10 protein-coding genes are annotated in these 13,554 nt (G+C 59.0%); 5 read left to right on the top strand and 5 right to left on the bottom strand.

Annotated elements, in window-relative coordinates; genetic code table 11:
- Positions 1–90: 90 nt before the first annotated feature.
- Both FKG95_RS03025 and FKG95_RS03030 read right to left on the bottom strand, forming a co-directional pair.
- A complete protein-coding gene (locus FKG95_RS03025; RefSeq protein ID WP_142894816.1) occupies positions 91–738 on the bottom strand; it encodes a class GN sortase in 648 nt (215 codons plus the stop codon).
- The gene (locus FKG95_RS03030) at positions 731–3,160 is read right to left on the bottom strand and encodes a marine proteobacterial sortase target protein (protein ID WP_142894817.1); all 2,430 of its coding nucleotides are present in this window, start codon (positions 3,158–3,160) and stop codon (positions 731–733) included. The genes FKG95_RS03025 and FKG95_RS03030 overlap by 8 nt, the downstream gene beginning before the upstream one ends.
- 378 nt (positions 3,161–3,538) lie before the next feature.
- Between FKG95_RS03030 and FKG95_RS03035 the strand changes: the two genes are divergently transcribed.
- From FKG95_RS03035 to FKG95_RS03055, 5 genes are all read left to right on the top strand, one after another.
- Positions 3,539–4,741 carry an aspartate transaminase gene (locus tag FKG95_RS03035; RefSeq protein WP_142894818.1) on the top strand — a complete coding sequence of 401 codons (1,203 nt, stop codon included), beginning with the start codon at positions 3,539–3,541 and terminating at the stop codon, positions 4,739–4,741.
- A 369-nt stretch (positions 4,742–5,110) separates the two neighbouring features.
- On the top strand, positions 5,111–7,141 hold the full coding sequence (locus tag FKG95_RS03040) for an elongation factor G (protein ID WP_142894819.1): 2,031 nt from the start codon (positions 5,111–5,113) through the stop codon (positions 7,139–7,141).
- 286 nt (positions 7,142–7,427) lie between these two features.
- A complete protein-coding gene (locus FKG95_RS03045) occupies positions 7,428–7,895 on the top strand; it encodes a Dps family protein (RefSeq protein ID WP_142894820.1) in 468 nt (155 codons plus the stop codon).
- A 241-nt stretch (positions 7,896–8,136) separates the two neighbouring features.
- Positions 8,137–9,132, top strand: coding sequence for a protein-methionine-sulfoxide reductase catalytic subunit MsrP (msrP, locus tag FKG95_RS03050; RefSeq protein WP_142894821.1), 996 nt, complete (start codon positions 8,137–8,139; stop codon positions 9,130–9,132).
- A gap of 929 nt (positions 9,133–10,061) precedes the next feature.
- Complete coding sequence (locus FKG95_RS03055) at positions 10,062–11,033, top strand: DMT family transporter (RefSeq protein WP_218940048.1); 972 nt, start codon at positions 10,062–10,064, stop codon at positions 11,031–11,033.
- A 9-nt stretch (positions 11,034–11,042) separates the two neighbouring features.
- On the opposite strand, the gene FKG95_RS03060 is transcribed toward FKG95_RS03055, so the two are convergent.
- The 3 genes from FKG95_RS03060 to trxB all read right to left on the bottom strand — a co-directional run bounded on the left by FKG95_RS03060 (position 11,043) and on the right by trxB (position 13,550).
- A complete protein-coding gene (locus FKG95_RS03060) occupies positions 11,043–11,294 on the bottom strand; it encodes a hypothetical protein (RefSeq protein ID WP_142894822.1) in 252 nt (83 codons plus the stop codon).
- Between the two features lie 48 nt (positions 11,295–11,342).
- Positions 11,343–12,233 (bottom strand): LysR family transcriptional regulator, encoded by an 891-nt coding sequence (locus FKG95_RS03065; protein ID WP_142894823.1) that lies wholly within the window; start codon positions 12,231–12,233, stop codon positions 11,343–11,345.
- A 345-nt stretch (positions 12,234–12,578) separates the two neighbouring features.
- Positions 12,579–13,550: a thioredoxin-disulfide reductase gene (gene trxB, locus FKG95_RS03070; RefSeq protein WP_142894824.1), complete on the bottom strand. Its 972-nt coding sequence runs from the start codon at positions 13,548–13,550 to the stop codon at positions 12,579–12,581.
- Positions 13,551–13,554 lie beyond the last annotated feature (4 nt).

Here is a 13,554-nt window from a genome sequence, read left to right on the forward strand (position 1 = left end):
TCGAGAGAACACTGTACGAATTCTAGATTAAAACGCTGTAAAGACTTGCCCTGACTGAACTCGTCCCGGGATTGTCCAGTAAAACGCTCGTTAGTCTTCGCTTAAGTCTTTGATTTTCGGGGGTAACCAGGCGCTTTCCTGCCGTTCGTAAGCTGATACCAGGTACCGCAGCGGGCCTCCCGGCACGATTGTGTCGAAGGGATAGCAGGTGACCAGCGTCAAGGCCGCTTCACCGTTTCCTGCCGCCAGGCGGGCATATCTGGCATCTATGACCTGCCGGTCTGTCGCGGTGTAGCTGCGCCAGACCCCGTCTGGTGACTGAACGCGAATCTCCATCCCGTATTCTACCTTCTTGAGAAATGCGAAATGCGTGTCACGGTGACCGCTGAGAATACTGTGCCCGCTGGTGCCGGGCGCTGCCGTACCCTCCAGATGCGCTGGCCCGAATGCAAGAGTTCTGCCGCTTGCACCGGCCAGGACCATGAGATCGACATTCAGATCCGGGATCTGCATGCGCGCGACCGGCCAGGTATCGGCCCAGGGCCAGGGGCGCACTTCTTTTTCGCCCTTAAGGGTATCGCTCCAGGCCTCCTGAACCAGAACCTGCGCCAATTCGGCTTTCAGGTGGATGTACCCGGCTTCGCCGACTTGCCAGATGCCCAGACCGATTATTGCCGCGCCCAGGATTGCGGCGCCTTTACGGCGCAGCAACCCTGACACTTTCTTGGTCTCAGGCATGGTTTTCGTGCCCCCGGCGCGAGAGGCTGATGCCAGCGAAGACCAGGCCACCCAGGATCAGGAGAGCGATGCCGATGATGGCGTTCAGCGCTGCCGGCGTCGCGGTCTGGGGCAGGTGAACGGCCTTGCCTTTGGCCGATGGTGCCATCGCGGCCAGGGATGCAGGCAGTTTGCGGACCGGCATTGCCGTGGACTTCGTTGGGGCAGGATCTGCGGCCGGCGGGGCTTCGGATTCGATCGATCCGCCGGTGCCGAAGACCTTTTCACGGCTCCAGCCATCGGGTAGTTCGCGCGGCACTTCGTGGCTCTGCAAAGCCTCATCTCTTGGGCGGGCCGGCTGATCGTCGATGGCGACCAGGCTGGTGTAACGGGTCACCAGTTGGTGTTCCAGGGCCACTTCCAGTGCGTCAACGCGGACGGCAACCGGGTCCCGGCCCAGGAAGAGGTCATCGGTGATCTCTTCAAACTTGGACCGCCCCCAGAGCGCGGCAATACCGGCCGCTTCGCTTGGTTTTTCCAAAGACGTCCGGCGCTGCCAGTCTTCCGTTCCCTGGCGCCCGCTGATCAGCACGCTGCCAGAGAGAGACGCCACGTCCACCTCGCCGATCTTGGAGACCACCACGACCGGTTCACCCTCGTAGAGGTCGGGAACAACCGATGGATAGCTCTCAATCCTCTTTCCGGCACTGCCGGGCCAACCGAGGGAAATACTGGTCAAAGCGGGCCGCTCGAGCTTGCGCAGCAGCGCTGACATCTTGACCGACACCTCATTCGGATCGCCGATATAGGTGAATGTGCCGCGACCGGCTTCAGCCGCCTTGCGCATGAAATAGCTGTTTGGCGCGGCACCGATGCCGACTGTAAACAACCGGCTCGATGCGAGTTTCTCGGCGATCAGCTTGAAGAGTTCGGCTTCGTTTCCAACCGCGCCGTCGGTCAGAAAGACAACCTGTTGAAGGCGGTCGTCGGCGTGCTTGTCGATGATCTCGGCCTGCGCGTTCATCTGCAGCGCCTGGAGCAGGGCGGACCGCATCTCCGTGCCACCGTCCGATTCCAGGGCGTTGACATAGGCTTGCGCCCGCCGGAGCGAGTCCGCCGTGACCGGCACAATTCTCTCGAAGAGGCTGTAAGTCTTGTTGTTGAAGCGGATGACGTTGAAGCGGTCGCGCGGCTGCAGGCGGGAGATGGCGAGGGAGAGGGCGGCCCGCGCCTGCTCCAGCGACGCTCCGTGCATCGAGCCGGAGGTGTCGATCACAAAGACCACGTCGCGCGGGGGGAAGGGTTCCATGGAGGGGGCGTGCTTCAGGTTGTCCAGGTCCTCGGGGTGAGGCGCTTGAGAGGGAGGGGTCACCATCATCATCACGTAGCTCTCGCCCCCGAAGTCTTCCACGAACACGGAAGCTTGCGGCGCAGTTGCGGAGGCCAGGCGCCATTCCACCACGAAATCCTTATTGGCCTGAACCGAGCCGTCGCGGAGGGTGATCACCTTCCTGCGGTCGTCGAGGGCTTCGATATCAACCGGATGATAGAGGCTGGAAAGGCTGTCCAGCGGTGCGCCCGGATCGAGCCGGACCGTCAGGGTCACGGGATTGACGCGCTCACCCACTGGACCAAAGAGGTCGCGGTCTTCCGGGACAAAGCTGGCCGGTGTCGTGCCGGGGATTCCTTGAGGTGCGCTATCGACGGTTTGCGGCTGCTCGCGGGAACGCTCGTCGCGCGGCGTATAGCGCGGTGCGACGACCATCGGAAAGCGAAGCGAGAAGGTGCCGTCGCTGTAGAGGGCGCTATCCTGGTACTCGATATCGACGATGATTTCTTCCCCGGGTCCGATGTTGGCCAGGGACGTCACGAAGACATTCGGCCGTTCCGACGACAGCAGGCTGGCGCGCTTCCCGGAGGCTGCGGCGGCGTCATAGGCCCGTTTTGCCTGCTCTTTTTCAAGAATTTTGCCCGTGATCACCCGGCCACCCACGGACATGACCAGTCGATCGACCGCTGATTTCTCGGGCAGCGGGAAGACGTAAATGCCCTCTTGCCAGTTGTCGGAAGGATTGGTGAAGCGCTGCCGCAAGGCGACACGCGCAATCATCCCGGTGACTGAGATCCGGACGTCGCTGTCCAGCTGCGGGGCCTCAAAGGCTTCGCCGTTGGGACCGCTGGGAAAGAACAAACCCGTGAGCGGGGCCTCCGAGGCCTGGTTCGGGGCCTCCGCCGAGGGCACACCCGCTGCCCGCGCGGCAAAACTATTGGCCGGCAGCAGCACCAGCGTCGCGATCAGCATAGTGATGGCTGCAAAAAGCGACAGCAGGATGATACCAACGGCTTTGCCACAGCCTGCGGCAACGCGCGGGGGGATAATGCCCGCCGGAACCGCCAGGGCATCGGCAGAATAGAGAGGGTCGGAGGGGCGGATCGCGGGCATGGCAGCTGTCCTTCACCAGGGTTCGGAAAATCTCGACTGCGCCATGACACCGGAGATCAGGGGCGATGAGGGAGCGGGACGGCGGCGATTCCAAGGTTCTTTGTGGCATCTTTAGGGCGCGGCATGGGACCGCCCTCAGGCATGTTGTGGTCCCAAAAACCCGTCTTTGAGCGGCGGATCGCATCCGTCAGCCAGAGGGACAGGTTTCCGGGGCCGAAGGCCAATCCTGTCAGATTCCTAAATATGCTATGAAACTTTGCCTTTGAGGCTGCTTCTCGGTTGCTATGCTCCGAATGCTTTACTACGTTCGCCGGGCATTATTGTTCTTGGGGGATCGCACCCTGCGCGGCCCCCGTCATACTCAGGGAGCTACAGGTCATGGCGCAGATTGCGGACCGCCTCGCACGAATTAAACCCTCCCCCACGATTGCCGTCAGCACCAAAGCACGCGAATTGAAGGCCGCGGGACGGGATGTCATCGGCCTGGGTGCCGGGGAGCCGGATTTCGATACGCCGGATAATATCAAGGACGCGGCGATCGCGGCCATTCGGGCAGGCGATACCAAATACACCGCCGTCGATGGAACCCCGGCCCTGAAGGCAGCCATCTGCGCAAAGTTCAAGCGTGACAACGATCTGGACTACACGCCCGATCAGGTCACGGTCGGGACCGGCGGCAAGCAGGTCCTGTACAACGCCATGATGGCGACGCTGAACCCGGGTGACGAGGTCGTGATTCCCGCACCCTTCTGGGTCTCTTATCCCGATATGGTCCTCTTGGCCGAGGGCGAGCCGGTGGCCGTGCCCTGTTCGCAGAACAATGGTTTCAAGCTGCGGCCGGAAGACTTGGAGGCGGCGATTACGCCCAAGACCAAGTGGCTGATTCTGAATTCGCCGTCCAACCCGACCGGTGCGGCCTACAGTCATGACGAAATGAAGGCCTTGACCGATGTCCTGCTGCGGCATCCGCACGTCATGGTCATGACCGACGATATGTATGAGCATCTGGTCTATGACGGTTTTGAGTTCGTCACACCGGCCCAGGTTGAGCCGCAGATCAAGGACCGGACCCTGACGATCAATGGCGTTTCCAAAGCCTACGCCATGACCGGCTGGCGGATCGGCTTTGCCGCCGGACCGGTGGATCTCATCAAAGCGATGTCGAAGATTCAGTCGCAGAGCACCTCCAATCCCTCGTCGGTCAGCCAGGCCGCCGCGGTTGAAGCCTTGAGCGGGCCTCAGGACTTTATTCAGGAGCGCAATGAGGTCTTCCGGGAACGCCGCGATATGGTGGTCGAGCTCCTCAACCTCTGCCCGGGCTTGCACTGCCCCAAGCCGGAAGGCGCATTCTACGTCTATCCCTCCTGCGCGGGTGCGATCGGCAAGACAACGCCGGACGGAAAGACCATCGCGTCCGACGGTGATTTCGTGACTTACCTGTTGGAGTCGGGGGGCGTCGCGGTGGTTCAGGGCGAAGCTTTCGGCCTCTCCCCCTACTTTCGGATTTCCTATGCGACCTCGACCGAGGCCCTGCGCGAGGCCTGCGCCCGAATCAAGAAGGCCTGCGAAGCCCTGAGCTGACGCAGAAGACCGGTAAATCCCGGGCCGGAGGGTCGTCTCTCTGGCCTGAAATCTGAAAACCGCCCGTGGCCTGACTGGTTCGGGCGGTTTTTTCATGCAATCAGCGCTGTGGCAAATCCCGCCTGCGACAGATTTCTTGTTGCATGTTTCAGAGATTCTTTGGGACCATGTCAATGCAACCATAAAAATCGTGAGGGAAGTTTATCGAGCACCGTTAGTCACACATCGCGCGTACCGGTCCGATCCAAATACTTGCTTTTTTAAGCATCACGTGAAACGGCCTCTCCTTTCCAAAGCTGGGGACGCTTCAGGGCCTTGATCCTCTTAATCAAGACCGATCGTACCCTGCGGCGCCAAAGGGAGGAGAAAATGACGTCAAAGTCTGCTGAACCGGCACGTTGTGCCGTTATCGTCGGACCTTACACGAGCGGCAAGACAACGCTTATGGAGGCCCTGCTTCACGCAGCGGGGGCGATCGGACGAAAAGGTTCCGTCACCGAAGGCAACACAGTTGGAGATCCCTCAGCCGAGGCCCGTGCCCGGCTTATGGGGGTCGAGGCCAACTTCGCGCACTGCGAATATCTGGGCGAGCGCTGGTTCTTCATCGACTGTCCCGGGTCTATCGAACTTGCTTACGACAGCCAAAGCGCCCTGATGGCGGCCGATGTGGCGATCGTGGTCATCCCGCCCGAAGTCGACCGGGTCCTCGCAATGGCGCCACTCTTCAAGTTCCTGGACGACTATGAGATCCCCCACTTACTTTTTATCGGAAAGACCGACAAGTCGGCGACCCGCGTCCGTGACATCATGGAGGCTTTGCAAACGCTGTCTTCCCGGCCGCTGCTGCTGCGTCAGGTGCCGATCCGCGAGGGCGACCGGATCACCGGGTTTGTCGATCTCGTCAGCGAGCGGGCCTACAGATACAAAGAAGGCGGCCCATCGGATCTGATCGAGATCCCTGAAGATGTAAAGCCGCGGGAAGACGAAGCCCGGCAGGAACTGCTCGAATCCCTCGCCGACTTTGACGATAACCTGCTTGAACAGCTGCTTGAAGACCGTGTGCCCGGCTCCGATGAAGTCTACGGCCAATTGAGCAAGGACCTCGCCGAAGATCTGATCGTTCCGGTCTTTATGGGTTCGGGCGAACATGGCAACGGCGTCACACGCCTATTTAAGGCGCTTCGCCATGATGTGCCCCCGCCCAGTGTTGCTGCCAAGCGGCTGGGGGTTTCCATGAATGGCAGTTTCAGTGCCAGTGTGATCAAAACGCTGAATCAACAGCATACGGGAAAACTCTCGGTCGCGCGGATCTGGCACGGAGAGATCACAGAGGCAGGCCTGATCGGTGAAACCAAACCCTCGGGGCTCTATCGTTTGATGGGGGGCGAAAGTCAAAAAATCACTGTTGCGCGTGAGGGCGAGTTGGTCGCTCTGGGGCGGCTCCAGGACGCCCGGACGAGCGATCTGCTCACTTTAGCCGGACCCCTGCGCAACGAGGATTTCATTTGGCCTGAAGTGCCTAAGCCCGTGTATGCCCTGGCAATTTCGCCCCGAAACCGGCAGGACGACGTGAAACTCTCGGCGAGCCTCGCCAGACTGATCGAGGAGGATCCCACTCTTTCAGTGGAGCACAACGCCGATACGCATCAGATGCTGCTCTGGGGGCAGGGGGAGATCCATCTGAAAATTGTGATCGAGCGCCTGAAATCCAGGTACAATGTCGAAGTTGACGCGACACCGCCGCAGACCGCTTATAAGGAGACCATCAAGAGGCAGGTGAAGCAGCACTCGCGCTTCAAGCGACAGAGTGGCGGTCACGGGCAGTTTGGCGACGTTCAGATGGAGATCAAGCCGCTGCGGCGAGGCGAGGGCTTTGAATTCGTCGATAAAGTGGTCGGCGGTGCGGTGCCAAAGCAGTACATCTCGGCCGTTGAAGCCGGTGCGAAGGAGTATCTGAGCCGCGGTCCGCTGGGCTTTCCGGTGGTCGACGTCTCCGTGACCCTGGTCGACGGACAGCATCATTCGGTGGATAGTTCCGATCAGGCCTTCAAATCGGCGGCCCGTCTGGCCATGTCGGAAGGCTTGCCGCAGTGCAGCCCGGTGCTTCTTGAGCCTATCTATGAAGTGGTGATCTCGGTGCCGGCTGAGTTCACGGCCCGGGTTCACGGTCTGGTCAGCGCCAGGAGAGGGCAGATTCTGGGCTTTGAAGCTAAATCAGGCTGGGAAAGCTGGGACGAGTTCAAATGCCACATGCCGCAGGCAGAGCTGCACGATCTGATCATCGAGCTACGCTCGCTTACGATAGGCGTCGGCAGTTTCGAGTGGCAGTTCGATCATCTTCAGGAATTGACGGGAAAGCTTGCTGACCGGGTCATGGAGTCGCACCGGGCCGAACATTGAGAGCGTTTGGGAGTGATCCGGCATAACATGTGACCCTTTTCGCGGCGTCCGTGAACTGAGATTCGGTTCTTCAGCTACGTTTCCGGTCATTTCCACCGAAATGGATCGGATGCGAAGGCCGAGGCTTGTCTAAAGTGTTGAAATAATGAGGGGATTCTGAGTATTTTCTTTTTTAGAATAATTCTAAAAATAGCTTGCGATCTCTCACGTTCATGGCTATATTCACTATGAAATTAGAATCGTTCTAAAAATATCTTTAAGCGTTTGCTATTAATAGGAGAGTGAGATGGATATCAATACGGGCATACCCGAGGAAGAACGCAAAAATGTGGCTGAAGGACTGTCACGCCTCTTGGCGGACAGCTACACTCTGTATCTCAAAACGCATAACTTCCACTGGAATGTAACCGGTCCGATGTTCCAGTCGCTTCATGCCATGTTCGAAGAGCACTACACGGAGCTGGCGACCGCGGTTGATGAGATCGCGGAACGCATTCGGGCTCTCGGAGAGCCTGCGCCGGGCAGCTATGCGGCTTTTGCGCGTTTGAGCTCCATTAAGGAGTCCGAGGATGTGCCTCAGGCTGAGGAAATGGTGCGTCAGCTTGTCGAAGCGCACGAAGCGGTCGCGAAAACCGCGCGCGGTGTGCTGCCGGTCGCCGATGCCGGCGATGACGAGGTGACGATGGGTTTGCTGGCGGATCGCCTGGCAGTTCACGAGAAAACCGCCTGGATGCTGCGTAGTATGATCGCTTGACGGCACGGCAACCTAACACTCGCGAAAGAAACAGGTGTTATAGAGAAGGCCCGGCGAACGACCGGGCTTTCTTGTTTGGAAGGGGTCATTTTGCCGATGCTGCGCGAAACGGCGCTTGATCTGGCCGTTTCGAGGGGCATCTAGCTACCTAACTACAGCCTCTCCTCGCGGGTCGTTGATTTGCCCGTGAGGCGGTTTCGAACTATTTAGCTGGTTATGGTAAATTCGGAGTGCGTGTAACATGCTGATCAAGATCAAAAAGGGCTGGGAGCTGCCAGAATCGGCGGCGACGCCGGAATCCACGTTCCTGAAACGCCGAAGCCTGCTGAAAGGCTTGGCTGCCGGGCCGATCTTGGCGGCAACCGCCGGTTTGCTGTCGGGCTGTGACGGCGAGAATTCCCAGACCGCGCAGGCCGCCGACAGCGAACCTGATCCCTCTGCCGGTCTTTATCCTGTTCAGCGTAATCTGCGCTACCGCCTGGACCGCGAGATCACGTCCGAAGAGCTCGCCACGACTTACAACAACTACTATGAGTTCGGTTCGTCAAAGAACATCTGGCAAAAGGCGCAGGCCTTGCCGTTGCGGCCTTGGACCGTGCAGATCGACGGCATGGTCGAGGCGCCGATAGAGATCGGAATTGACGATCTTCTGGCGAAAATGCCGCTGGAAGAGCGCGTTTACCGCCATCGTTGTGTCGAGGCCTGGTCGATGGCCGTTCCCTACAGCGGCTTTCCTTTGAAAGCCCTTGTTGATATGGCGCGGCCGCTCGGTTCGGCCAAATACCTGAAAATGGTGACATTTAAAGATGAGTCCGTGGCCAGTGGCCAGAAAGCGAGCTGGTATCCCTGGCCCTACGTCGAAGGTCTGACCATCGAGGAAGCAAACAACGAGCTGTCCTTCATTGCCACGGGGCTCTACGGCAAGCCGATCCCCAAGCAGAACGGCGCGCCGCTTCGTCTGGCCGTTCCCTGGAAGTACGGATTCAAGCACGTGAAAGGCCTCGTTCGTTTCGAGTTTACGGATAAGCGCCCGGTATCCTTCTGGGAAGAGATTCAGGGTTCGGAATACGGGTTCTGGGCCAATGTGAACCCGGAAGTCCCCCATCCGCGCTGGAGCCAGGCCACTGAACGGCTTTTGGGCGTTGATGAACGGGTTCCGACGCTGTTGTACAACGGGTACGGCGAATTCGTTGCCGATCTTTACAGCGGTCTCCAGGGCGAACGGCTCTTTATCTAGAGCCGACTCCCGATCCAATCTCCAACCTAGCAGCCTTCTAACACGGTTTGCGTTTTTCGTGCGCCAAAGCTTCTCGGAATTTGCGATCGAAATCAGCACTTTGCTGATCGAGAGGCAGCGAATTTTGACGCAGCTTAAACGCAAACTGCTCTGAGCTTGATGTCGTGCCCTCAAGTGCAGATGATCTATTCGTCTGTGTGAGTCTCGCGGACGGCTTATGTCGTCCCAGACCGAAGTCCGGACGCATGCGGTGTTGCGCACTTGCATTTACACAAAAAAAATGCCGGGAACCGCAGTTCCCGGCAAGTTGAACAGGGAGGCTTCACGTCTGGGAGACGTGGGGTCCGAAGACCCTAGTTTCCGGACAGGGGGGTCCGGAAATCCGAGTCCACCGGGGGAGGTGGAAACTCGATGATGTTGCGACGCAACATCGATGTTTAGAACATAAGCATTCAGCCGCGAGTGTCGACGTCTATTTAGGCAGTGGAGATATGCAGCATCTGCATATCTTTTAACTAATTGTTAAATAGTAGTTTTCTGCGCCTATTCCCAATTTCTCGGGATAAAATTGATGCCTTCTCTTTCAGCGCCTCTTGAAATGCTTGGGCGCCTCCAGTCTGCAGGGTATCATCGTTTCCGAGCAGATAGCTTCAACTTAAATCTCTGATTTCGGGTCGATTTTCAGGCTGCGAGAGGTCACTCGTCGTCACATAGGTCGTTTTTGCTCTTCAGACCGGGTGAGACCGGAAACTGCCTTTCAAGCGGTTGTTTCGAGCGCCTCGGGGGAGTCTGTTGGCGCGGGCAGACGCTCCGGTGCTGGGAGCGCGCACTGAGTGTGTCTTATCGTGTCCATAGCCGGGACCAGCCCTTATCTCGAGACCAGAGACGAAAAAGGAAAACTTCGCCATGCAAGGCAGTAAGCGCGCCGCGTGTTAGCCCGAGTTCGTTCAGACAGCCAGATCCAGGGCATCCTCCTCGTTATGTTGGGGGCTTCGGCTCTATCGACCCAGGATGTCGCGATCAAGTGGCTGAGCAGCGACTATCCGCTGCACCAGGTTATCCTGGCGCGCGCCAGTATTGCCATGTTTCTGACCCTGGTCGTGGTTCATTTTGAGGGCGGGCTGCGCAGCCTCTGGACCAGGAACCTCGGTCCACTCGTCGCGCGCGGGCTTCTGCTGATCGTCGCGAACATGAGCTATTTCCTGGCCCTGGCAACGATGCAATTGGCGGAAGCGCTGGCGATTTTTTTCATCGGACCTCTTTTCATCACGATTCTGTCGGTCCCTTTTCTGGGTGAAAAGGTCGGTCTGGTCCGCTGGAGTGCCGTTCTGATGGGGTTGGCCGGAGTGATCATCATGCTTCGCCCCGGCGACGGCGTGATCCAGCTCGTGGCGTTGCTGCCGGTTCTCGCGGCCTTCTGCTATGCCTCCATGCAGATCATTACGCGCAGGATCGGCGTGATCCACAAGGCTTCCGTCCTGGCGTTCTATATCCATTTCACCTTCGTAATCGCGAGTGCCGGCATAGGTCTGATGATTGGCGATGGCCGTTTTGCCGGAAGCGGGAACGCCAGCCTGGAATTTCTGTTCCGCGCCTGGGTCGTGCCGGGGCCGCAGGATGCTCTGCTGATGCTGGCCTGCGGAACACTTGCCGCGATTGGCGGATATGCCATCTCGCAGGCTTATCGGTTGGCGGAAGCGACGGCGGTTGCGCCCTTCGAATACAGCGCCTTGCCTTTGGCGATCATTTGGGGCGTGGTGATCTGGGGCGATTTGCCCGATCTGACCTCTGTCGCAGGCATTTTGCTGATCGTCGGCGGCGGGCTCTTTGTCTTCTACCGGGAATCGATCAAAGGTCGGCCGCTCGCCGTACGCGACGCGGATGTCCCACCGAGCCGATGAAATCGCCGATCAATGCTCTGAGCCACGCATTTTCTTCGAATCCGTACAGATTTCTATCAAGGCGACGAGTTCTTGCTGCCAATCATCTTGCGCCTGCTTTCCGTCATTCGACTTTGCTGAGGTTCGGGCCGCCTCAAGTTTGAAAGCAGCGTTACAGGCTTCTACATACAGCTCTTGATGTTTCACGTTGTAGAACATTGCAACTGCGAATAACGTGACAAATGCGCCCGCAACCACTCGGCAGCTGTAGCTAAAAATCATGGGAACCGCGATTTAAGGGGCACCCAAAAGTCCTCCCGAAGATTAGCCTTAAAACGTCGAATCCGCGACCTGGCGGAGCAGGAAGTCCCGGAACACAGAGATCCGCTTGGAGGCCCGCATTTCCTCGGCATAGACGAAGTAGGCGTCGAACTGCGGCCCTTCGATTTCCGGCAGAACCTGCACCAGCTCGTTGTTGCCTTCCGGCATGAAGTCGGGCAGGGCGCCCAGACCCGCGCCGGACTGCAGCGCCTGCATGATGCCATAAACGTTGTTCACGGTCATGGCGGGGCGGCGCAACTGGCCCTGGTTGAAACCGATCCGCAGCAGCCAGTTCACGTCCGGGACGGGCGAACGGTTTTCCTCGCCATAGACGATGATCCGATGGTCATCGAGTTCCTCCGGGCTCTTGGGCATGCCGTGTTTTTTGATATAGCCGACCGAGGCATAGATGTGCATGTGGACGGTCAGCAGGTGCCGTTGCACCAGGTCGGGTTGGCGGGGCGGTGTCAGGCGCACCGCCACGTCGGCCTCGCGCATCGAGAGATCCAGTTCCCGGTCGTCGAGCAGCAGTTGCACTTCGATCTCGGGATAAACCTCCATGAACTCCCGCATACGCGGCGCCAGCCAGGTCGAGCCGAAAGCAACCGTGGTGGTGATCTTGAGCGGCCCTTTCGGCCGGTCCTTGCTCTCGGTCAGCTGCGCCTCGGTCATGGCGAGCTTGCCGAAAACATCGTGGGCTGTGCGGTAAAGTAACTCGCCCTGCTCGGTCAGGATCAGACCGCGGGCATGGCGATGGAAGAGGGCGACCTTCAGGCTGTCTTCCAGCGCGGAGATCTGACGGCTGACGGCCGATTGGCTCAGGTTCAGGAGTTCGCCGGCGTGTGTGAAGCTGCCGGCTTCCGCAACGGCATGGAAAATGCGCAGTTTGTCCCAATCCATGATCGACGCCCCCAGCGCGCTCTTCCGAGTCGATTCACCCGTCGCTGCCACAGCTGACCCCCAATTTCCTAATGGTCTTGCCGGTCTGAAAATGACCGGCTCGGACCGAGCGATTCTAACTCTTTACAATAAAAAGAAACGCAAATCTGTCTATTGCCCAATGGCTTGAGCACCGCCACCCGCCAGTCATAGCCTGAAATGCATGCCAGATCACGCATTTATAGGATTGGCGTCATGGCCTGCCGATCCCAATGTTGGCCCGAACCTCAACAGGCCCTCGTGTGATGTTTCGGAAATTCGCTGCATAACATGCGGCGAATTTCAGATTCGGGATACTAGAGGATGCTACTCCGCGGCTTCGGATTGTCCCGCCTCGTTCTCCGCCAGGAACTTTTCGGTCTGCAGGGCGGCCATGCAGCCGAGACCGGCGGCGGTCACCGCCTGCCGGTAGATTTTATCGACACAATCGCCAGCGGCGAAGACGCCCGGGACCGAGGTTTCCGTGGAATTCGGCGCCGCGAGGATGTAGCCCTCGTCGTCCATATCCAGTTGGCCGGAAAAAACCGCTGTGGCCGGATCGTGGCCGATAGCGACGAAGACACCTTCGGTCGGCAATTCGCTGGTTTCGCCGTCGATGGTGGAGCGCAGACGCACGGCATCGACACCGTCCATCGGACCATCGCCACCCAGGATCTCGTCGACAACCGCATTCCAGACCACGTCGATCTTGGGATGTTTGAACAGCCGCTCCTGCGCAATCTGCTCCGCGCGCAGGCTGTCCCGCCGATGGACCAGAGTGACCTTGGAACAGATACCGGCCAGATAAAGCGACTCCTCGACCGCGCTGTTGCCTCCGCCGACCACGACGACCGGCTTGTTGCGATAGAAAAAGCCGTCGCAGGTCGCGCAGGCGGAGACACCGCGGCCGTTAAAGTGCTGTTCGCTGGGCAGTCCCAGCCAGCGTGCCTGAGCGCCGGTCGAGATAATCACTGCGTCCGCGACGTAGCTTTCGCCGCTGTCGCCTTTGCACACAAAGGGGCGGGCGGAAAAATCGACCTCTGTTATCAGGTCGGAGATAACCTTCGTGCCGACGTGCTCCGCCTGCTTCTGCATTTGCTCCATCAGCCAGGGGCCCTGGATGACGTCAGCGAACCCCGGATAGTTCTCGACATCGGTGGTAATTGTAAGCTGTCCGCCAGGCTGCAGACCCGCGACCAGCGTAGGGCTCAGGTTCGCGCGCGCGGCGTATATCGCGGCGGTCAGCCCGGCGGCGCCGGATCCGATGATCAGAACTTTGGTTTCGTGCGTGTTCGGCATGTTT

Origin of the sequence: Denitrobaculum tricleocarpae, from assembly GCF_007004665.1 — a bacterium.
Lineage (GTDB): Bacteria > Pseudomonadota > Alphaproteobacteria > Kiloniellales > Kiloniellaceae > Denitrobaculum > Denitrobaculum tricleocarpae.